Source organism: Staphylococcus sp. FSL W8-0271, assembly GCF_038006605.1.
Taxonomy (GTDB): Bacteria; Bacillota; Bacilli; order Staphylococcales; family Staphylococcaceae; genus Staphylococcus; species Staphylococcus cohnii.
Map to the genome: position 1 here is coordinate 23,857 of NZ_JBBOVM010000002.1, position 20,330 is coordinate 44,186.

The 20,330-nt window shown below is 28.9% G+C and carries 20 protein-coding genes, 1 tRNA gene and 3 pseudogenes; 14 read left to right on the forward strand and 10 right to left on the reverse strand.

Features of this window, described 5'->3' with window-relative positions:
- The first annotated feature begins 7 nt into the window (after positions 1-7).
- On the forward strand, positions 8-991 hold the full coding sequence (locus NST87_RS13105; protein WP_052725209.1) for an alcohol dehydrogenase catalytic domain-containing protein: 984 nt from the start codon (positions 8-10) through the stop codon (positions 989-991).
- Between the two features lie 181 nt (positions 992-1,172).
- On the opposite strand, the gene NST87_RS13110 is transcribed toward NST87_RS13105, so the two are convergent.
- Positions 1,173-1,265: a type I toxin-antitoxin system Fst family toxin gene (locus NST87_RS13110; protein WP_107579558.1), complete on the reverse strand. Its 93-nt coding sequence runs from the start codon at positions 1,263-1,265 to the stop codon at positions 1,173-1,175.
- Positions 1,266-1,594: 329 nt separating this feature from the next.
- Between NST87_RS13110 and NST87_RS13115 the strand changes: the two genes are divergently transcribed.
- Both NST87_RS13115 and NST87_RS13120 read left to right on the forward strand, forming a co-directional pair.
- Positions 1,595-1,816 carry a hypothetical protein gene (locus NST87_RS13115; protein WP_046467752.1) on the forward strand — a complete coding sequence of 74 codons (222 nt, stop codon included), beginning with the start codon at positions 1,595-1,597 and terminating at the stop codon, positions 1,814-1,816.
- Positions 1,817-3,546: 1,730 nt separating this feature from the next.
- On the forward strand, positions 3,547-4,107 hold the full coding sequence (locus NST87_RS13120) for a helix-turn-helix domain-containing protein (RefSeq protein ID WP_046467753.1): 561 nt from the start codon (positions 3,547-3,549) through the stop codon (positions 4,105-4,107).
- A gap of 113 nt (positions 4,108-4,220) precedes the next feature.
- On the opposite strand, the gene NST87_RS13125 is transcribed toward NST87_RS13120, so the two are convergent.
- Both NST87_RS13125 and NST87_RS13130 read right to left on the reverse strand, forming a co-directional pair.
- Complete coding sequence (locus NST87_RS13125; protein ID WP_046467754.1) at positions 4,221-4,421, reverse strand: hypothetical protein; 201 nt, start codon at positions 4,419-4,421, stop codon at positions 4,221-4,223.
- A gap of 253 nt (positions 4,422-4,674) precedes the next feature.
- Positions 4,675-4,893, reverse strand: a complete 219-nt coding sequence (locus NST87_RS13130; protein ID WP_340721784.1) for a VraH family peptide resistance protein — start codon at positions 4,891-4,893, stop codon at positions 4,675-4,677.
- A 370-nt stretch (positions 4,894-5,263) separates the two neighbouring features.
- On the opposite strand from NST87_RS13130, the gene NST87_RS13135 reads away from it, so the two are divergent.
- The 3 genes from NST87_RS13135 to NST87_RS13145 all read left to right on the forward strand — a co-directional run bounded on the left by NST87_RS13135 (position 5,264) and on the right by NST87_RS13145 (position 6,687).
- Complete coding sequence (locus NST87_RS13135; protein WP_002487378.1) at positions 5,264-5,569, forward strand: hypothetical protein; 306 nt, start codon at positions 5,264-5,266, stop codon at positions 5,567-5,569.
- Positions 5,570-5,784: 215 nt separating this feature from the next.
- A complete protein-coding gene (locus NST87_RS13140; RefSeq protein WP_046467756.1) occupies positions 5,785-6,129 on the forward strand; it encodes a DUF4260 domain-containing protein in 345 nt (114 codons plus the stop codon).
- A gap of 378 nt (positions 6,130-6,507) precedes the next feature.
- Entirely contained in the window at positions 6,508-6,687 is a 180-nt protein-coding gene (locus tag NST87_RS13145) for a cold-shock protein (protein ID WP_046467757.1), read from the forward strand.
- A gap of 27 nt (positions 6,688-6,714) precedes the next feature.
- Here NST87_RS13145 and NST87_RS13150 read toward each other — a convergent pair whose 3' ends face one another.
- The 3 genes from NST87_RS13150 to NST87_RS13160 all read right to left on the reverse strand — a co-directional run bounded on the left by NST87_RS13150 (position 6,715) and on the right by NST87_RS13160 (position 10,242).
- Positions 6,715-7,389: an IS6-like element IS257 family transposase gene (locus NST87_RS13150; RefSeq protein ID WP_001105987.1), complete on the reverse strand. Its 675-nt coding sequence runs from the start codon at positions 7,387-7,389 to the stop codon at positions 6,715-6,717.
- Between the two features lie 233 nt (positions 7,390-7,622).
- Entirely contained in the window at positions 7,623-9,419 is a 1,797-nt protein-coding gene (locus NST87_RS13155; RefSeq protein ID WP_046467848.1) for an acyltransferase family protein, read from the reverse strand.
- 148 nt (positions 9,420-9,567) lie between these two features.
- Positions 9,568-10,242 (reverse strand): IS6-like element IS257 family transposase, encoded by a 675-nt coding sequence (locus NST87_RS13160; RefSeq protein WP_001105987.1) that lies wholly within the window; start codon positions 10,240-10,242, stop codon positions 9,568-9,570.
- Between the two features lie 55 nt (positions 10,243-10,297).
- Here NST87_RS13160 and NST87_RS13165 point away from each other — a divergent pair.
- The 3 genes and pseudogenes from NST87_RS13165 to mobV all read left to right on the forward strand — a co-directional run.
- A pseudogene (locus tag NST87_RS13165) lies at positions 10,298-10,978 on the forward strand (replication initiation factor domain-containing protein); the annotation flags it as partial.
- A gap of 7 nt (positions 10,979-10,985) precedes the next feature.
- Positions 10,986-11,834, forward strand: coding sequence for a streptomycin adenylyltransferase Str (gene str / locus NST87_RS13170; protein WP_010711054.1), 849 nt, complete (start codon positions 10,986-10,988; stop codon positions 11,832-11,834).
- Between the two features lie 220 nt (positions 11,835-12,054).
- Positions 12,055-13,323 (forward strand): MobV family relaxase, encoded by a 1,269-nt coding sequence (gene mobV / locus NST87_RS13175; protein WP_031766525.1) that lies wholly within the window; start codon positions 12,055-12,057, stop codon positions 13,321-13,323.
- A 170-nt stretch (positions 13,324-13,493) separates the two neighbouring features.
- Here mobV and qacC read toward each other — a convergent pair whose 3' ends face one another.
- A complete protein-coding gene (gene qacC / locus NST87_RS13180; RefSeq protein WP_015387327.1) occupies positions 13,494-13,817 on the reverse strand; it encodes a quaternary ammonium compound efflux SMR transporter QacC in 324 nt (107 codons plus the stop codon).
- A 624-nt stretch (positions 13,818-14,441) separates the two neighbouring features.
- On the opposite strand from qacC, the pseudogene NST87_RS13185 reads away from it, so the two are divergent.
- Positions 14,442-14,714, forward strand: a pseudogene (locus tag NST87_RS13185) (replication initiation factor domain-containing protein); the annotation flags it as partial.
- Positions 14,715-14,772: 58 nt separating this feature from the next.
- On the opposite strand, the gene NST87_RS13190 reads toward NST87_RS13185, so the two are convergent.
- Positions 14,773-15,447 (reverse strand): IS6-like element IS257 family transposase, encoded by a 675-nt coding sequence (locus NST87_RS13190; protein WP_001105987.1) that lies wholly within the window; start codon positions 15,445-15,447, stop codon positions 14,773-14,775.
- A gap of 28 nt (positions 15,448-15,475) precedes the next feature.
- On the opposite strand from NST87_RS13190, the pseudogene NST87_RS13195 reads away from it, so the two are divergent.
- The 4 genes and pseudogenes from NST87_RS13195 to NST87_RS13210 all read left to right on the forward strand — a co-directional run.
- Positions 15,476-16,012: pseudogene (locus NST87_RS13195) on the forward strand (replication initiation protein); the annotation flags it as partial.
- A 22-nt stretch (positions 16,013-16,034) separates the two neighbouring features.
- Positions 16,035-16,580 carry a helix-turn-helix domain-containing protein gene (locus NST87_RS13200; RefSeq protein WP_019467680.1) on the forward strand — a complete coding sequence of 182 codons (546 nt, stop codon included), beginning with the start codon at positions 16,035-16,037 and terminating at the stop codon, positions 16,578-16,580.
- Positions 16,581-17,202: 622 nt separating this feature from the next.
- A tRNA-OTHER gene (locus tag NST87_RS13205) sits at positions 17,203-17,294 on the forward strand.
- Positions 17,295-17,391: 97 nt separating this feature from the next.
- A complete protein-coding gene (locus NST87_RS13210) occupies positions 17,392-18,630 on the forward strand; it encodes an aminoacyltransferase (RefSeq protein WP_145395639.1) in 1,239 nt (412 codons plus the stop codon).
- Between the two features lie 61 nt (positions 18,631-18,691).
- Here the strand turns inward: NST87_RS13210 and NST87_RS13215 are convergent, their stop codons facing one another.
- Both NST87_RS13215 and NST87_RS13220 read right to left on the reverse strand, forming a co-directional pair.
- Positions 18,692-19,366: an IS6-like element IS257 family transposase gene (locus NST87_RS13215; protein WP_001105987.1), complete on the reverse strand. Its 675-nt coding sequence runs from the start codon at positions 19,364-19,366 to the stop codon at positions 18,692-18,694.
- 363 nt (positions 19,367-19,729) lie between these two features.
- On the reverse strand, positions 19,730-20,320 hold the full coding sequence (locus NST87_RS13220) for a type 1 glutamine amidotransferase family protein (protein ID WP_046467844.1): 591 nt from the start codon (positions 20,318-20,320) through the stop codon (positions 19,730-19,732).
- Between the last annotated feature and the right edge of the window lie 10 nt (positions 20,321-20,330).

The window sequence follows — 20,330 nt, forward strand, 5'->3', positions numbered from 1 at the left end:
GATTCATTTGAAAGAGCTCAGACAAACTGGAAAAGATGGTTTAAGCACATTGAAGATTTGTGAGACCAATCAAAATTTTAAAATTAATAGTAATGACGTTAAAATTAAAATAAAAGCTGTTGGTTTAAACCAACGCGATGTATATGTAGCCGAGAATCATAATATGGAAAATCCTAACTTTATCCTAGGTTCCGACGGTGCGGGAATAATTGTAGAAGCTGGAAGTGACGTTACATCTATAAATATAGGAGACGAAGTTATTATTAATCCTGTAACTAATTGGAGTAAAAAAGATAATCCTCCTTCCTCTCCTAATATTTTAGGTTTTCCCAACAATGGAGTTTTTTCTGAATATGTGGTACTCAATGAAAATCAAGTGTTCTTAAAACCAAATATATACACTTGGGAAGAAGCAGCTACTTTATCTTTATCAGCATTAACTGCTTATAGATTATTGTTTACAAAAGGACAATTAAAAAAAAGACAATCAATTTTAATATCTGGAATTAGTGGCGGTGTAGCACTAATAGCCGCTCAAATGGCTTTGAAGTTCGACTGCTTTGTTATTGGAACAAGCAGAAAACAATACGACGCCCCTCTTCCAGTAAATAAATTAATCAATACAAACAATAATTTTAAAGATCAATTAAATATTAATTATGTAGACTTAGTATTAGATGGACTAGGAGAAAAGATAATCAATAATTATATAAACATAATTAAACCTAATGGTAACATAGTTTTATATGGTGCAAGCTCTGGTGATACATTAAATATATCCGCAAGAGATGTTTTCTATCCCCAAATAAATATATTGGGTAGTTCCGTAGGTAGTAAAGAAGAATTCAAGGACATGTATGAATACTTACTTGAAAATAATATTAAGCCCATCATTGGTAAAATTTTATCCTTTGATGAAATAATTTCAGGACTTCAAGAGCTTAAAAAAAGTAATCAATTAGGGAATATAGTTGTTCGAATGGATATCTAGATACTATTGCTTTATACTATATACACTATAAACAAAATAGTTATTCTAACTATTTTTGCATTCCTACCCACCGCGGTGTTATAATACAATTAACGAAAAAGATTAGCAATAATACACCAATCCCCTCACTATGTCCGTAGTGAGGGGATTTTTACGGTGTTGGCCATTGTCGCCTATTTAATTATTTATCGCGCTTACTGAGCCAATAAGTAAAATACGCGATGGCACAGCCACTGATGACTGGTGCAACGATGTGAACGAAAAAGATTAACAAAATAATACACCTCCTCTCTACGTCAAATTGACGCCTGAGAGATAGGCGACTTCATTATTATATCATCTGTGAATGTACAAGCATATCTACTTCCGATAAGTTGAATTATGTCATCTCAAAGATAAAATAATATAGTTACTTCGATTAAAATAATACAATTTCCACTTTTTCTAAAGTCAAAATGTTTATAATAAATATGAGTATATTATTAAAAAACTTTGCAAATATTGAAATGAATTAGTTAAAGATGAACTAACTAAAATACTATTACAGTTTATTTAGATGCATTAATAAAATTGTAAGTGTTTTATACTTAAGGAGGATTTTAAATGTCGAAAGAAAAAATAACTAGAGAAAAAACATCTATTAAAATACACAGAACTTTCAAACCATTATTTGATGAATTAGTAGCAGAAGAACGAGACAGTAAAATAGATTTTATGGATGCGTTGTTAGTATTTTATGCTAAAGAAAAACATCCAGAGATTTTAGAAGCCTTTAAAAATCAGGAATTAAAAACGCAAAAAAATGAAAAAGCAAAGGATCTATAAATAAATGTAGTATTTATTATCATTATTCATTTGTCTACCAATGTTCCTTTATAAGCAGTCAATAATGCATAAAGAAAGATACGTTTAAATGAAAATGAGACAATACATATCTAAAATACAAAGCGCTTAATAGAAATAATTAATCTATTAAGCGCTTTGTTTACTTAATCAAATAAATCATAAATTAATGATTTCTGAAAAAGGAATCCTTGCTCTTTTCTCAATTTATATAAATTAGAACACGTTTGCACATAATCAAATATCAAAAATGATTTTTAAAAAGAAGAGATTAAAAAAATCATTAGTGAATAAACTTCTAATTCTTCATACCAAAATAGCTCCTTATAAATTTACAAAACGTAAAATTTAACATAAAAAAATTTGCGGTTTGCTTTATTGCTTTTTAACTTTTTTTAATTTTAAGTATCAATGAATAACACAAATTCATTTTCTATACCTACTTAAATTTCGTTTTTGATATTTCATTTTGTCAAAAATGGCTTATTCTATTAGAATAAAACTTCAAAATTCTTTATTCTATTAAAATAAAAAGGTCTCTGAAGCCCTTTAAATAGGCTTTATTTATAGGATTGGTGTTCACATTAATAATGCCATTCGTAATTTATAGAATAAAAATTACTTAATTCATTTTTGTCTAATGTAAATGTACTATAAATACTGGTATAACCGCATTTATAGTGAGAGCAAATGACGAAGGAATGGTAAGAAAAATACATCAGCTATGCTGATTGACACGTCAGTGGCATTGTATTTCCTTATGCTCTTATTTTTTATTCTGCTTTCAGCATAAAAAATAAATGATTTGTACAAAAGTTAAATGAATAAAAATGATTTTTTCGTTATCATAATGACTCATTCTTTTCATACCAAATCACTCAATTTTATATTTTTCTATTATTATTTGTTTAATTATACGCATGAAACATGTTTGATATTTCAATTTATTTTAAAACAATACGATGATTCAATCATTTAAAAATGGACTTTTAAAATATAGAAAATCATTTTATTATAACAATTCTGATCCTTCACGTTTTCCAAAATCAATTTCTTCTTCGTTATATTTACCCCCATTTAAATAAAACTCTTGTATTTCTTCTTTAATTGATTTTTCATTTTCCATTATTTTATACCTCCAAAATTTCAAAATATTATATGACTTATATTCTTCATTCCAATATTTGTATATCCCATTTTGATTTTATATCTACTTTATAGAATCAACAATTTTTTATTTATTTTAAATTTAAGTATATAGAATACGTAATTTTTCCACCTACATTTGTAATTGATATTAAAAAACTTGTTGAAAATATACCTATATTCAATTATTTGAGCTATTTTTAATTTTGAAAAGTTATATTTGAAACACCTAATATTATTATATAAACTTACTATGGTCATTGAAATTCTCATTTTCTTTCTATATCTTCTTAAGTTAATTTCATTAAATAACTCTCAACTTTTCAATCATTTTATTTATTATATACTAAAAATAACTATAACAGTTTATAAATTAAAGTTGATTTATTTTTATATCCTACCCAAATAAAAGAAACACGTTTTTGACTTGTTTCTAAAATAATCAAAACCATTGATTTATCAGCAATGTAAAACATCTTTTGCAGTAACAATTTGTTAATGCAAAAAACATTGTATAGCTATATTTCATTAAATTAACTAAATTGAAAAACAAGGAAGCGATAAAAATGGAGCTTAGTAAACAAATCCAAAAATACAGAAAAGAACAAAATTTATCCCAAGAAGATTTAGCAGAAAAAATTCATGTAACAAGACATACGATATCCAATTGGGAAAGAAACAAAAATATACCTGATTTAAACAGTTTAATTTTACTAAGCCAAATTTTTAATACTTCTTTAGATCATTTAGTTAAAGGAGATATAAAAACTATGGAGCATCAATTAAGTAATAAACATTTTAATAATTGGACATTCGTTATGGGGATATCCAGTATATTAACTGCCCTTTCTATAGGTCCTGCATTACACTTTCTAGGTAATTACGGCTATATAATAGTGGTATTACTAGCAATTCTTTCTGGATATAGTGCTATTAAAGTTGATAAATACAAAGAGCAAAATAGGCTATTTACCTATAAACAAATTCTAGATTACATGAACGGAAAAACAATCAAAAAAATAAATACAGATAAAACAAAGCATAAAATCATTAATGCGATGATTAGCATTATATATATCGCCTTATTTATAACAATATTTATCATCAGTCTTAACTGGTTTAAATAATTATGAATTTATTCCCATAAAATTGTTATTAAAGCCCTTAACAGATTTATTTTCACTGTTAAGGGCACTTTATCAAGACAAGAAGAAACTCGTTTTCAACTCGTTTCCAAAACCTAAAAAACATTAGATATAATAACCAAAACTAAAGCACATATAATAGCTATTCCAGCACAGTAAATACTCTGTTTATAACTAACTCTTTTATTACTTTTACTTATAATTTTATAAATTTCATTTCCCCAAAGAACCAAAGCAGAAATTCCAAACACAACAAAACCTATTCCGAATACATAACCTAAAATGTCTAAAGTCATAATTTTTGACCTCCCTTAAACTTTGTTTACATCAATACTAACAAAGAAAAAAAGGATCAAAACTAACAATATTGTTATATTCAAGATTGCTTTATTCCAACTGCTTTATTGACAACGAGCCTCTGAACCCTTAAAAATCCCTAAACTTGTCGAATCGTCGGCTTAATAGCTCACGCTATGCCGACATTCGTCTCCAAGTTTAGTTAAGGGTTCTTCTCATTATCAATAAATTTTCTCGGCATAGATGCGTGGTCTATTTCTTATTCTCGTCTTGATAATCATATTTTTCTGCTATCTCATCAAAATCATCATCTTTATAAAAAAAGAAAAAATAAGCAATAACTCCAATCGGAATACCTAAAAATGGTGTAGTAAAAGTACTAAATATTACACACATGAAAATTAACCAAAACAAATCTTCTAAAGACCATTTTTTATTCAATAAATCATTCACAATCTTTTTGATAGTCATAAAAATAAAACACTCCTTTTTAGCAAACTTTATCATAACTCTTACAAAAATTTGAGTGCCTTTATTTTTCTTTCGACGCCGTATCGTCGATGGAATTCAAAAAGTTATGGGCTATAAACCTACATCACTTTTTCAAGAATGTAGTAGCAATATTCAAGACAAATTAATTTTTATAACTACTCGGAATATCTCAAGCCGTTTCTTTAATTTTGAAATAAAAAATCGACGAAGGTCGATTATGGTTTTCGCACCGTTTGGAACAAACGTGTAAGTGCGCCCTTACGGGATTTAACTAGATTATAACGATGAAAAACAGACCTGTAAAGCGATAACTATTGTGATAAAGTTTGTTAAAAAAGGGGGTATTAATTTGATATTTATATATATAATATTTTCGGCTATTTTACTTTATTACGCTTTAAAATATGGAATTAGAAATGGTTTTGTTGACCTTGAAGCGAATAAAGACGGCTTAGTTTACTATAAAAAAAGCGCTAGTTTACTTGAAGAGATAGGAAATATTTATAGTAGAGTTTCTACATCTAAATCTAAAGAAGCGAAAGCTATCTATAATGAGGCTTTTGACATATTGCTTTCTGAAAAAAAGCCGAAAATTATATTTAAAGAATTAACTGATAAGAAAGAAGAAATTTTTAAATTAAGTATAGATGATTAACTAGCTTTAAATGACGCATTTATGCCGAGAAAATTTATTGATGTTGAGAAGAACCCTTAACTAAACTTGGAGACGAATGTCGGCATAGCGTGAGCTATTAAGCCGACCATTCGACAAGTTTAGGGATTGTTAAGGGTTCCGAGGCTCAACGTCAATAAAGCAATTGGAATAAAGCAATTATTTTTAGTAATCTAATATAAAAAGGAAGGGCTTCTATGGGGAATTTGATTAGGTTAGAAAATACTTTTGTTTTTATTACTGCTGTGATTGTTTATTTTATGTTTGGTTTTTCAGTATGGCTATTTTTAATATTTTTATTAGTGCCTGATGTCTTTATGTTGGGATATTTACTTAACAATAAAATTGGTAGTTATGTTTATAATATTGGGCATTCTTATATAATTCCAATATTGATTACTCTACTTTATTTAGCGATAGGAGAGAATTTGTTGTTAGGTATTGCGTTGATTTGGTTAGCCCATATTAGCATGGATAGAGCAATTGGATATGGTTTGAAATATGCCTCTGGTTTTGATAAAACAACGATTCAAAAAGTTTAAAAGTGAGTTGTTTTTTCGTGGTTTAGAAACGAGTTGAAAACGAGTTTCTTCTTGTCTTGATACTATATAGAAATAACTCAAATATGTAAAAAGATGCATTTCAATTAGACCTAGTCTTTTAATCGTAAATTGTATTTCGAACGACTTTACTAAAGCAACATCTCGCTCTTTTTTATATAGCTCAAAACAATATTGAGATTCATCTTATATAACAGTAATTATATAAAAACCTTTACTTATCGCTCTAAAAGGTTTATAGTTAATCTAACGTAATAAAAGCTCGTGAATTTAATTGTAGTGTATTTTTTAGAATATCCTCTTTTTTATAAATGAAATTGTTACAAATATTATGTGCAAAAGCACGCGGAGGTATTCTATATGAATAACGGTACAGTAAAATGGTTTAATGCAGAAAAAGGTTTTGGCTTCATCGAAAGAGAAAACGGTAGTGATTTATTTGTTCACTTTTCTGGTATTGTAGCAGAAGGTTACAAATCTTTAGAAGAAGGTCAAAAGGTAGAATTTGAGGTTCTGTTGCAAAGTAAAAAATATAGCTAACCACTAATTTATCATGTCAGTGTTCGCTTAACTTGCTAGCATGATGCTAATTTCGTGGCATGGCGAAAATCCGTAGATCTGAAGAGACCTGCGGTTCTTTTTATATAGAGCGTAAATACATTCAATACCTTTTAAAGTATTCTTTGCTGTATTGATACTTTGATACCTTGTCTTTCTTACTTTAATATGACGGTGATCTTGCTCAATGAGGTTATTCAGATATTTCGATGTACAATGACAGTCAGGTTTAAGTTTAAAAGCTTTAATTACTTTAGCCATTGCTACCTTCGTTGAAGGTGCCTGATCTGTAATTACCTTTTGAGGTTTACCAAATTGTTTAATGAGACGTTTGATAAACGCATATGCTGAATGATTATCTCGTTGCTTACGCAACCAAATATCTAATGTATGTCCCTCTGCATCAATGGCACGATATAAATAACTCCATTTTCCTTTTATTTTGATGTACGTCTCATCAATACGCCATTTGTAATAAGCTTTTTTATGCTTTTTCTTCCAAATTTGATATAAAATTGGGGCATATTCTTGAACCCAACGGTAGACCGTTGAATGATGAACGTTTACACCACGTTCCCTTAATATTTCAGATATATCACGATAACTCAATGCATATCTTAGATAGTAGCCAACGGCTACAGTGATAACATCCTTGTTAAATTGTTTATATCTGAAGTAGTTCATACAGAAGACTCCTTTTTGTTAAAATTATACTATAAATTCAACTTTGCAACAGAACCAAAATAACTTTGATATTACAAATTATTTAAAAAAAAGTATTTTGTAATACAAATAAAATGTAGTTACTTCTAGAAAAGGGCAATATGTTAGAAACTTAAAAATTCGATTTTAAAAGGAGTTAATGTCTTACTAACAAATATTTGTTCAATAATTATAATTTATATAACTGTTTAATCTTAGCCTCTTTTATGTACACTTTTTAGTTTTTCAATAATAAGATTTGATAAAGCTTTGGCACCATCATATTCAAGGTGTATACCATCATAGGCAAAATATTCTGGATGATCTTCAGATTCTTTATGCCAATCTATTACATGAACGTTTTTATATTTTTCTCCTGCTTTATGAATAAGGTTATTAACATTTTGTTCATATTCCTTCGGAACCCTTACCGTAACTAAATAAATATTTGCTTCTCCTAAATTTTTGATTAATTGATTGAATTGACTTTCCGTAAAATCGCCATTAGTTCCTAATTCTAAAATTACGTCTTGATTTTTATATGAATAATGACTATACTTTTCGTCAATTAATTGATTGGCATCAATTAATTGACGTCCTACTTTCCCATCTATCACTGCATTGGGTACCTTATTTTGAAATACGTTACCAATATCAACCATGACAGAATCTCCTAGTAAAAGCGGTTGTATGGAATTTAAATCTATTTGCTTTTCTTTTTCTTTAATGTTTTTTTCTTCTTGAATATTATTTTTTTGAGACTTACTAGTAAATGAAGTTTCTTTTTTTTCTTCATGCTTTTCTGCATATTTATCAAAATTTCCATTGAACAACAAGAAGGTAGGAATTAATAATAAAATCAATATAGCAGTTCTAATAAATTTTTTATACCTGAATGGTGATAAAGCAAATGCTTTTATCCCCTTTTTTCTAATTGGAGTTTCAATAAACTTATATGAAAATTCAGCTATTGTTACCATCAAAATTATATCTAAAAAGTACACGTAAAATGGTATTTGTCCCGCTACAAAATAACTATGTACAAACTCTATTATTGGAAAATGCCATAAGTATAAACTATATGAACGTTTACCTATATAAACAAACAATCTGTTACTTAAACTCTTAGCAAATAAACCAGATGGATGTACTACACTAGCAATAATAAAAAGAGTAATAAATGATATCAAATAAAATCCACCTTTATAAATCCAGATATCTTTATCACTAATTGTTACAAAGAAATATATAAGTATTACTAACCCGATAATCCCGAATAAATCAATTATATACTTTTGTATTTTAGAAATGTTTTTTTTCAAACTAAAAGGAGGCCAAATAATTGCTAGTAATGCTCCTAATAATAATGTTTGTAATCTTGTATCTGTCCCAAAGTATACACGAGAATTATTACCTTCTGAATTTGAAAGAAAAAACATCATTTCTAATGATATTAAAGAGATTATGAATAAAATCAGAAAAGTGAAATTTTGATTTTTAAATTTCACTAAAAACAATAATAATATTGGATACAATAAATAAAATTGTTCTTCAACAGCTAAAGACCATAAATGCTTTAAAGGGGCTATGGCAAATTGATTAAAATAATCTACATCTTGAAAGATATACCACCAATTTGATACATAAAAAAAAGCAGCTATTGTATCTTTTTTAATATCAAATATTATCTCAGGCTTAAAAAAAGCTGTATACGTTAAAATAACGGTTAGCATAAATAGTACTGCTGGTATGAGACGTTTAATCCTTCTCAACCAGAAATTAATTAAATCAATTTCTCCAGTTATGTAATATTCTGATATTAATAATGCTGTAATCAAATAGCCAGATATAACAAAAAAAGTGTCCACTCCTAAAAATCCACCTGGTAGCCAATTAGGATTCATATGAAATATTATAATAGCTGTAACAGCAATCGCTCTAAACCCATCTAAACCTGGAAGGTATCTTTTATTATAAAGTCTGTTATTTCTTTTCAACTCTTTACTTTCCATGTCACAACCACCTAATACATAATATGTTTTTTAATATATAACCTTGCACACTAAAATATTCTATCAGTTTTCACGTGTATTAAAAATAAAGGTTCTGTTGCAAAGTAAAAAATATAGCTAACCACTAATTTATCATGTCAGTGTTCGCTTAACTTGCTAGCATGATGCTAATTTCGTGGCATGGCGAAAATCCGTAGATCTGAAGAGACCTGCGGTTCTTTTTATATAGAGCGTAAATACATTCAATACCTTTTAAAGTATTCTTTGCTGTATTGATACTTTGATACCTTGTCTTTCTTACTTTAATATGACGGTGATCTTGCTCAATGAGGTTATTCAGATATTTCGATGTACAATGACAGTCAGGTTTAAGTTTAAAAGCTTTAATTACTTTAGCCATTGCTACCTTCGTTGAAGGTGCCTGATCTGTAATTACCTTTTGAGGTTTACCAAATTGTTTAATGAGACGTTTGATAAACGCATATGCTGAATGATTATCTCGTTGCTTACGCAACCAAATATCTAATGTATGTCCCTCTGCATCAATGGCACGATATAAATAACTCCATTTTCCTTTTATTTTGATGTACGTCTCATCAATACGCCATTTGTAATAAGCTTTTTTATGCTTTTTCTTCCAAATTTGATATAAAATTGGGGCATATTCTTGAACCCAACGGTAGACCGTTGAATGATGAACGTTTACACCACGTTCCCTTAATATTTCAGATATATCACGATAACTCAATGCATATCTTAGATAGTAGCCAACGGCTACAGTGATAACATCCTTGTTAAATTGTTTATATCTGAAGTAGTTCATACAGAAGACTCCTTTTTGTTAAAATTATACTATAAATTCAACTTTGCAACAGAACCAAAAAGTTTATATCGAATACGACAAAGTGAAAGCAGATACTTGGGACAGACGTAATATGCGTGTTGAATTTAATCCAAATAAACTTACACATGAAGAAATGATTTGGTTAAAACAGAACATCATCGACTACATGGAAGATGACGGTTTTACAAGATTAGATTTAGCTTTTGATTTTGAAGATGATTTGAGTGATTACTATGCAATGACTGATAAAGCAGTTAAGAAAACTATTTTTTACGGTCGCAATGGTAAACCAGAAACAAAGTATTTTGGTGTGAGAGATAGCAATAGATTTATTAGAATTTACAATAAAAAGCAAGAACGTAAAGACAATGCAGATGTTGAAGTTATGTCTGAACACTTATGGCGTGTAGAAATTGAACTTAAAAGAGATATGGTGGATTATTGGAATGATTGTTTTAATGATTTACATATCTTGAAACCAGATTGGACTTCGCCAGAAAAATTAAATGAACAAGCAATGGTTTACATGTTAATTCATGAAGAAGGCAAATGGGGAGAATTGAATAAGAGAACTAAATATAAATATAAAAAAATAATCAAAGAAATATCTCCAATTGATTTAACTGAAATAATGAAATTGACTTTACGAGAAAACGAAAAACAATTGCAAAAGCAGATTGATTTTTGGCAGCGTGAATTTAGATTTTGGGAGTGAAAAAACAATGAGGACTGAAAAAGAAATTTTAAATTTAGTTTCTGAATTTGCTTATCAACGAAGCAATGTAAAAATTATTGCTCTCGAGGGTTCAAGAACTAATGAAAATATAAAAAAAGATAAGTTTCAAGATTATGATTTTGCTTTTTTCGTATCAGATATTGAGTGTTTCACACATGAAGAAAGTTGGTTAAGTTTATTTGGAGAATTATTGTTTATACAGAAACCAGAAGATATGGAATTATTCCCACCTGATTTAGATTATGGTTACAGTTATATAATGTATTTTAAAGATGGCATAAAAATGGATATTACATTAATTAATTTAAAAGATTTAAATCGTTATTTTAGTGATTCTGATGGTCTTGTAAAAATTTTAGTTGATAAAGATAATTTAGTAATTCAAGAAATTGTTCCAGATGACTCAAATTATTGGTTAAAAAAACCAACAGAACGAGAATTTTATGATTGCTGTAATGAGTTTTGGAGTGTCTCAACGTATGTAGCAAAGGGTGTTTTTAGAAGAGAAATATTATTTGCTTTAGATCATTTCAATAATATTTTACGTCCTGAATTATTAAGAATGATTTCTTGGTATATTGGCTTTAATAGGGGTTTTGATTTTAGTTTAGGAAAGAATTATAAGTTTATAAACAAATATTTAACTGATAAAGAATTCAATATGTTTTTAGCTACTTTTGAGATGAATGGATATAGAAAGACATACCAATCTTTTAAGCTTTGTTGTGAATTATTTAAATATTATTCAAATAAAGTAAGTTGTTTAGGAAATTATAACTATCCAAATTACGAAAAAAATATTGAGAATTTTATTCGTAATAATTATGAGAATTAATTTTATTAGCAACCACATTTTTGGTTACTTTTGTTTTGATTTTGAATTTGGTTTTGAATTTATAGACGTGTGTGATTTACACGTCTATTTTTTGTGTTCACACAAAAACATGTTTGAGCCTCGCAGAGCACACGAACTAACGACTTATAAAATAAGTCTAGTGTGTTATACTTTAATAAATAAAGCTACGCAAAAACATGTGCAGTGGAGGGATTTTAATATGCCGTATTCTATTATCAGAGTTGCTAAAGTAAAATCAAAAACGAATACAAAAGGTATTCAAAAACATGTACAAAGACAAAATAAAAATTATGAAAATATGGATATTGATTTAGAAAAATCATACTTAAATTATGATTTAGTCAATGATAGTCCGATTGATTATAATCAAAAAATCGATGAGAAAATTGAACAAAATTATAATGGGAAACGCAAAATTAGAAAAGACGCAGTAAAACATATTGATGGTTTAATTACATCTGGTAATGAATTTTTTAAAAATCAAACACTTGAAGAAACAAAGCAGTTTTTTGAACATGCTAAAACGTTTTTAGAACAAGAGTATGGAAAAGATAATTTATTATATGCAACAGTGCATATGGACGAAAAAACACCTCATATGCATTATGGGGTAGTTCCGATTACAGAAGATGGTCGATTGAGTGCGAAAGAGGTTTTAGGTAATAAAAAGGCACTAACTGAATTTCAAGATAGATTTAACGAACATATCAATAGTTGTGGTTATGACTTGAGTAGAGGTATAACAAGGGGCGTTACACCGAGACGACATGAGCAGATAAGTCGTTATAAAAATTTAACAGATTATCACAAAGAAGAATATGAGCATGAGAGCCGAAAATTAGACCGTATAAAGCAAGAAAGCGAAGAAGTAATGGAACAGTATCAAAATGCTTTAGATGTTCTAAAAAAGCCTATAAATGTCCCATATGAGCTTGAAACTGAAAAAGTTGGTGGACTGTTCAACAAAGAAACACAGGAAACAGGTAACGTCGTTATTGATAAAAATGAATTTGATTTATTGCAGGAACAAGTAAAAGCTTCTCAACTCATTACTGATGATTATGAATATATTAAAAGCGGAAAGGCTTTAAAAGATTTTGAGGAAAAAAACAAAAGATTAGAAGATAGATTATTAGACGAACAGATTAAAAATGGAAAAGTAATAGATGAATACAATGATTTAGCGGATAGTTATAATAATTTATTGGAACAAAATCAAGAAAAAGAAAAAGAGTTAAACCGTTCGTATAAACTATTTAACAATGTGTTTAAGTTGATTAAAGGTGTGATGAAAGAAGAAACATATCATTCGTTGATTAACCATATTGATAATCACTTAGAAAGCTCAAAAATGCGAGAAACAATGATTGTAGATGATAACGATGAACAATTCTTTAAGAAAAAATATCAAAGGCATGAACCAGAAATTATTTTTGAAGATGAACGAGATGATGGCTACACTTTATAAAGACGACGCATTTATGCCGAGAAAATTTATTGTGCGTTGAGAAGAACCCTTAACTAAACTTGCAGACGAAAGTCGGCATAGCGTGAGCTATTAAGCCGACCATTCGACAAGTTTTGGGTTTGTTAAGGGTTCGGAGGCTCAACGTCAATAAAGCAATTGGAATAAAGCAATTAATGCGATGTTCCGAAAATGTTTAACGAAACTACGCCGACTATGATTAAAACTATAGATACTATAGTTATTAGATTTATTTGTTCTTTGAAAATAATTATTGAGACTACGGTTGTTAAGACTAAACCTAGTCCCGCCCAAGTTGCATAAGTTATATTTAGTGGTAGGTGTTGCATTGTTTTACTTAAAAAATAGAAACAAATTCCAAATGAAATTATTGTTCCTAAGGATGGTATAAATTTTGAAAAGCCTTCTGAAGATTTAAGAAATGCACTTCCAATAACTTCAGTACTTATGGATATTATTAAATAAATATAAGGCATTTTTAACTCCTTTTAATTTTCGTATTTTATTTAATTTTATTCTAAGTATTTTTCATTTGCAACGATCCTTTTATTTTTTATTTGTATCAGTATCAATTTTACAGTAAACATGCATTTATGCCGAGAAAATTTATTGATGTTGAGAAGAACCCTTAACTAAACTTGGAGACGAATGTCGGCATAGCGTGAGCTATTAAGCCGACCATTCGACAAGTTTTGGGATTGTTAAGGGTTCCGAGGCTCAACGTCAATAAAGCAATTGGAATAAAGCAATAAAAGGAGTTGAAGAAATGAAATTTAGAGAAGCTTTTGAGAATTTTATAGCAAGTAAGTATGTACTTGGTGTTTTAGTAGTTTTAACTGTTTACCAGATAATACAAATGCTTAAATAAAAAAAGACCTGATCTGATTAGACCAAGTCTTTTGATAGTGTTATATTAATAACAAAATAAAAAGAAGTCGCTCACTCCCTCGCCAAAGTTTGTGATAGCGACTTACCTAGAAAAAACACTAAGTTGTTTTTTTATATCTTGTATATCTAGATATTAAACGATATAAGTTTATTCTTCAAGATATATATTCGGGTGAGCGACTTCTTAAATTAAATTAAGGAGTTGTTTTTTTATGATTAAAAAAGCAGAAGAAATTCAGGCAAAACAAAGCTTAGAAAACGAAAACTTAAATTTTTCTAAAACCGGATACTCTAATAGCCGGTTAGGAGTGCATTCTGTGCACCCACAAAATCCTAAATTAAGTTTTGACGCTATGACAATAGTTGGAAATCTCAGTCGTGACAACGCTCAAAAGCTATCGTCATTTATGAGTATTGAACCTCAAATAAGACTTTGGGATATACTACAAACGAAATTTAAAGCTAAAGCACTGCAAGAAAAAGTTGGTTCTGTTGCAAAGTAAAAAATATAGCTAACCACTAATTTATCATGTCAGTGTTCGCTTAACTTGCTAGCATGATGCTAATTTCGTGGCATGGCGAAAATCCGTAGATCTGAAGAGACCTGCGGTTCTTTTTATATAGAGCGTAAATACATTCAATACCTTTTAAAGTATTCTTTGCTGTATTGATACTTTGATACCTTGTCTTTCTTACTTTAATATGACGGTGATCTTGCTCAATGAGGTTATTCAGATATTTCGATGTACAATGACAGTCAGGTTTAAGTTTAAAAGCTTTAATTACTTTAGCCATTGCTACCTTCGTTGAAGGTGCCTGATCTGTAATTACCTTTTGAGGTTTACCAAATTGTTTAATGAGACGTTTGATAAACGCATATGCTGAATGATTATCTCGTTGCTTACGCAACCAAATATCTAATGTATGTCCCTCTGCATCAATGGCACGATATAAATAACTCCATTTTCCTTTTATTTTGATGTACGTCTCATCAATACGCCATTTGTAATAAGCTTTTTTATGCTTTTTCTTCCAAATTTGATATAAAATTGGGGCATATTCTTGAACCCAACGGTAGACCGTTGAATGATGAACGTTTACACCACGTTCCCTTAATATTTCAGATATATCACGATAACTCAATGCATATCTTAGATAGTAGCCAACGGCTACAGTGATAACATCCTTGTTAAATTGTTTATATCTGAAGTAGTTCATACAGAAGACTCCTTTTTGTTAAAATTATACTATAAATTCAACTTTGCAACAGAACCTTTTAAATGATATAACAGCGAATTTCACTAAATTTGAGTTACAAGAAATGACACATCTTAAATCTACATATTCTAAAAATATGTTTAGGCTTCTAAAACAATATAAACATACAGGGTACTTTAAAATACAAATTGATGATTTTAAAGAACTTTTAGATGTTCCTGATAGTTATAGAATGACTCATATTAATCAAAAGGTTTTAACACCAATAATTAAAGAATTGGGATCTATATTTAAAGAACTTAATATTACTAAAATCAAAGCGAAAAAAGGACGTAAAATTGAATGGTTAGAATTTTCTTTTACCCCTGAAAAACGCATTCACTCGAAACGGCAACCATATATGGCTAATAAAAATTTTTCAAAGAAAAACTTAAATCGTGAAATAACACCAGCATGGTTAAAAAAACACCAAACAACTAACCACCAAAACGCTGAATATACTGAAGAAGAACGACAAGCATTTTTAGAAAAAATGAATAAAAGTAAACAATCTCAAATGGATTAAACATAGTAGGACGTGTTAGTTAATGAAAACTGTAAAAGAAGTTTCAGAGATATTAAATGTATCTAAACAGACAATCCATTATCATTTAAAAAAATTACCTCCACATTTAAACATAAGAAAAATGGGTAACAAAGCATTAATTGATGATGATATTATGAGCTATTTAAAAAACACCTTGAATAAAAAATCATCAAATAAATCGTCAAAAGTAAATAAACAATATAAACACTCGGAGCTAGAAAATCATCAAACAAACTGTCAAAAATCGACAAACGAATCGTCAAATAAAAAAGAGGGTATAACAATCAATTATGATAGCTATATTGATAAATATATTGAGCATTTAGAATCAGAAATTCGACAAAAAAATCGACAAATTGACGATTTAACAATTGCGTTAAAACAAGAACAATCTTTGAATTTAAATAGCCAAAATATATTAGGTAATAGCGAAAAAATAGAAACAGATAACGTGCATGAAAAAGAGAATATCTTTGATTCAAAAATATCAAATCAAAATGAACAAAAGCAGTCTTTATTTTCAAAATTATTCAAGAAAAAAAACTAACAAGATAAATAGTTCTTTATTTACTTATAGCAAAGTAACGAGAAGCAACGTAGATGATCGAGATACAACGAGAAAATTTTTTACAAAAGAGAATATACACGATATACTGAACTTAACAAAAAGTGAAATGTTCTTTGTACATCAAAAACCCCCACAGCCGACCAAAGCTTTGTGGGGGTTTTCTTTTTATCATTTGAACTTATCATAAAGATAATTTGCAATTATCCCTGTGATAATCGGACAAATGAAAATTGTAAGAACAAAAAGTGCAATATTCATTTGTACATCGCACAGGAAGTACTTTATAAGTATAATATAGCATAATGGTATTGTTAATGACATTATGTATATTTATAAATAATAAAACCTTATGAAAATCTATGAAAACGTACAAAAACAGCAATGTATAAATTTCGTATATTGGATAAATACAGTTTAAAGCCCTAAACACTGATTTAACAGTGTTTAGGGCTTTTTGTTTAGTTTACATAATCAACTAATTATAGGTAGTGATCGTGCATGATATATACAATCTATTTAAAATGATAATCAATTTAAGTTTGTAATAAGGTGGTTTACATTTCTATTTAAAAAGTATATGATGGAAAAGCAGTTAAATTTTGGAGGGATACCCAAGTCTGGCTTAAGGGAAATTAATATTTATTATTAATTAGGAGCTTTGCGCTTGCGTAGGTTCGAATCCTTCTCCCTCCGTTGAGTTTCATTTTTAAGTCAAGCCTTTTAAAGTGCTTGGCTTTTTTTGTAATATACATATGAAAGCGCAATATCATCTTAAGAAAGTAGGTTTATCGTGTACTTTACTAAATTAGAAGTAAATGAATTTGAAATCTTTACTAATAAGCATTTTTCTCACTATACGCAAAGTTCAAATCATTTCAATTACAAAAATACCCATAAAAAGGACGTCCATTTAGTTGGGGTTAAAGATAACGAACATAATATATTAGCAGCTTGTCTTTTGACTGAAGCACGCTCTTTGAAGTTTTTTAAATACTTTTACACACATCGTGGACCTGTTTTAGATTTTAATAATTACGAGCTAGTGAGATTTTTCTATAAGCACTTAACTAAATATTTGAAAAAAAATCGTGGTTTATTCGTTTTAACTGATCCTTATACATTAGAAAACATACGCAATACTCAAGGAGAAATATTAGAAAGTTATAACAATCGACCTTTACTTAAAACTATGGAAGATTTGGGCTATAAACACCAAGGATATACGGTTGGATACTCTCAAACGAGCCAAATTCGTTGGCTATCTGTTCTTGATTTGAAAAATAAAACAGAAGATCAATTACTTAAAGATATGGATTATCAAACGAGAAGAAATATTAAGAAAACATATGAAATGGATGTTAAAGTCCGTACATTGCCTATAGAAGAAACCGATACATTTTTCAAACTATTTAAAATGGCAGAAGAAAAACATGGCTTTACATTTAGAGGTAAAGAGTATTTTGAACAAATGCAAAAAATTTATCACAATAACAGCATGTTAAAATTAGCTTATATTGATTTGTCCGAACTCTTAATAAAACAAAACAATCATTTAGACAAACTAAATAACACTTTAGAACAAACCAAGACTAACTTGGAAGCTAATCCTGATTCTAAAAAAAGTAAAAATAAATATGAACAAGAATTACAACAAATAAAAGCACAAAAAAGAAAGGTTTCCGAAACAGAGTCCTTAATTGAAACAGATGGCATGATACTAGATTTAGCAGCTTCTTTATATATCTTTAATGACCATGAAGTTTATTATCTTTCTAGTGGATCAAACCCTAAATATAATCCTTATATGGGCGCATATAGACTACAATGGGAAATGATAAAATTTGCAAAAGAACATAATATTAATCGTTATAACTTTTATGGTATAACGGGCGATTTCAGTGAAAATGCTGAAGATTTTGGTGTTCAAAAATTCAAATCAGGATTCAACGCTCACGTAGAAGAATATATAGGGGACTTTATCAAACCAGTTAGACCTATACTTTATAAAATCTATACACTACTAAAATAGTTTGGTTCTGTTGCAAAGTAAAAAATATAGCTAACCACTAATTTATCATGTCAGTGTTCGCTTAACTTGCTAGCATGATGCTAATTTCGTGGCATGGCGAAAATCCGTAGATCTGAAGAGACCTGCGGTTCTTTTTATATAGAGCGTAAATACATTCAATACCTTTTAAAGTATTCTTTGCTGTATTGATACTTTGATACCTTGTCTTTCTTACTTTAATATGACGGTGATCTTGCTCAATGAGGTTATTCAGATATTTCGATGTACAATGACAGTCAGGTTTAAGTTTAAAAGCTTTAATTACTTTAGCCATTGCTACCTTCGTTGAAGGTGCCTGATCTGTAATTACCTTTTGAGGTTTACCAAATTGTTTAATGAGACGTTTGATAAACGCATATGCTGAATGATTATCTCGTTGCTTACGCAACCAAATATCTAATGTATGTCCCTCTGCATCAATGGCACGATATAAATAACTCCATTTTCCTTTTATTTTGATGTACGTCTCATCAATACGCCATTTGTAATAAGCTTTTTTATGCTTTTTCTTCCAAATTTGATATAAAATTGGGGCATATTCTTGAACCCAACGGTAGACCGTTGAATGATGAACGTTTACACCACGTTCCCTTAATATTTCAGATATATCACGATAACTCAATGCATATCTTAGATAGTAGCCAACGGCTACAGTGATAACATCCTTGTTAAATTGTTTATATCTGAAGTAGTTCATACAGAAGACTCCTTTTTGTTAAAATTATACTATAAATTCAACTTTGCAACAGAACCACTTTTAGCGATTAAACGGCACGTTTACCCAGAAAAACATGCAAAAAAATTGGAAAGTTTTATTTGCATGTAACTGGGCAGTGTGAAAAAAATAAAAATCACACTGGTGCGATTAAAAATAAAATTTGCGTTTTAAGGGTGTTTTTAGCCTTGAAATTTATTTTAAGGTATAAAATATCATTTAAATTTAAAGATGAGCTAATAAGGGGCAAATTTTAAGCCTGAGAGAAAAATAGATTTTGATTTTTATCAAGACAAGAAGAAACTCGTTTTCAACTCGTTTCTAAAAACCCAAATACACCCAACTTTATAAATATGGATTTCCGTATTTTTCACAATATTTATAAAACCCAAAACTATTCATAAATATTGTCTTTTCAATACTTTTTTCAGAATCAAAATCAATCTCTCTTAAAATTGATTCAGTAAATTCAAGTGATGCTGTACCATTTGCTGTTATAAGCATATTATCAACAACACTTTGCTTTTCTAAAAATTCATTCTCAGGTTTATATTTTTTATAATTTTGCCAAATATAAACCGAATTACCAGTATGTTTATATTTGTTTAAAAAACCATTTCTAGCTAAATAATCAACTGCTCCACATATAGCACCAATTACTATATTTTTATTAAATGCTTCCTCAACAAATTTTAAAAGGTTCTCAGAATCATTATCCCAAGAATTACCTCCAATCATAACTAACAGATCATAATCTTTAGGTTCATCGCCAATAATATAATCTACCAAAACAGAAAAACCACCTAAAGAAGATACATTTTCTTCACAAGAAATAGTACTTACAGACCAATTATCATCTTGATTTAAAATTGAAGATAAATATGCTCCTTCCCAATCTGCAAATTCATCTAGTAAAAGAAATAAAGCTTTTTTCAAAATTAAAAAC

Excerpts from the sequence above, each read along its gene's own strand:
- NST87_RS13115 (WP_046467752.1), top strand. The coding sequence starts at position 1,595 with ATGTCGAAAGAAAAAATAACTAGAGAAAAAACATCTATTAAAATACAC.
- NST87_RS13120 (WP_046467753.1), top strand. The coding sequence starts at position 3,547 with ATGGAGCTTAGTAAACAAATCCAAAAATACAGAAAAGAACAAAATTTA.
- NST87_RS13125 (WP_046467754.1), bottom strand. The coding sequence starts at position 4,421 with ATGACTTTAGACATTTTAGGTTATGTATTCGGAATAGGTTTTGTTGTG.
- NST87_RS13130 (WP_340721784.1), bottom strand. The coding sequence starts at position 4,893 with ATGACTATCAAAAAGATTGTGAATGATTTATTGAATAAAAAATGGTCT.
- NST87_RS13140 (WP_046467756.1), top strand. The coding sequence starts at position 5,785 with ATGGGGAATTTGATTAGGTTAGAAAATACTTTTGTTTTTATTACTGCT.
- NST87_RS13145 (WP_046467757.1), top strand. The coding sequence starts at position 6,508 with ATGAATAACGGTACAGTAAAATGGTTTAATGCAGAAAAAGGTTTTGGC.
- NST87_RS13150 (WP_001105987.1), bottom strand. The coding sequence starts at position 7,389 with ATGAACTACTTCAGATATAAACAATTTAACAAGGATGTTATCACTGTA.
- NST87_RS13155 (WP_046467848.1), bottom strand. The coding sequence starts at position 9,419 with ATGGAAAGTAAAGAGTTGAAAAGAAATAACAGACTTTATAATAAAAGA.
- NST87_RS13160 (WP_001105987.1), bottom strand. The coding sequence starts at position 10,242 with ATGAACTACTTCAGATATAAACAATTTAACAAGGATGTTATCACTGTA.
- str (WP_010711054.1), top strand. The coding sequence starts at position 10,986 with ATGAGGACTGAAAAAGAAATTTTAAATTTAGTTTCTGAATTTGCTTAT.
- mobV (WP_031766525.1), top strand. The coding sequence starts at position 12,055 with ATGCCGTATTCTATTATCAGAGTTGCTAAAGTAAAATCAAAAACGAAT.
- qacC (WP_015387327.1), bottom strand. The coding sequence starts at position 13,817 with ATGCCTTATATTTATTTAATAATATCCATAAGTACTGAAGTTATTGGA.
- NST87_RS13190 (WP_001105987.1), bottom strand. The coding sequence starts at position 15,447 with ATGAACTACTTCAGATATAAACAATTTAACAAGGATGTTATCACTGTA.
- NST87_RS13200 (WP_019467680.1), top strand. The coding sequence starts at position 16,035 with ATGAAAACTGTAAAAGAAGTTTCAGAGATATTAAATGTATCTAAACAG.
- NST87_RS13215 (WP_001105987.1), bottom strand. The coding sequence starts at position 19,366 with ATGAACTACTTCAGATATAAACAATTTAACAAGGATGTTATCACTGTA.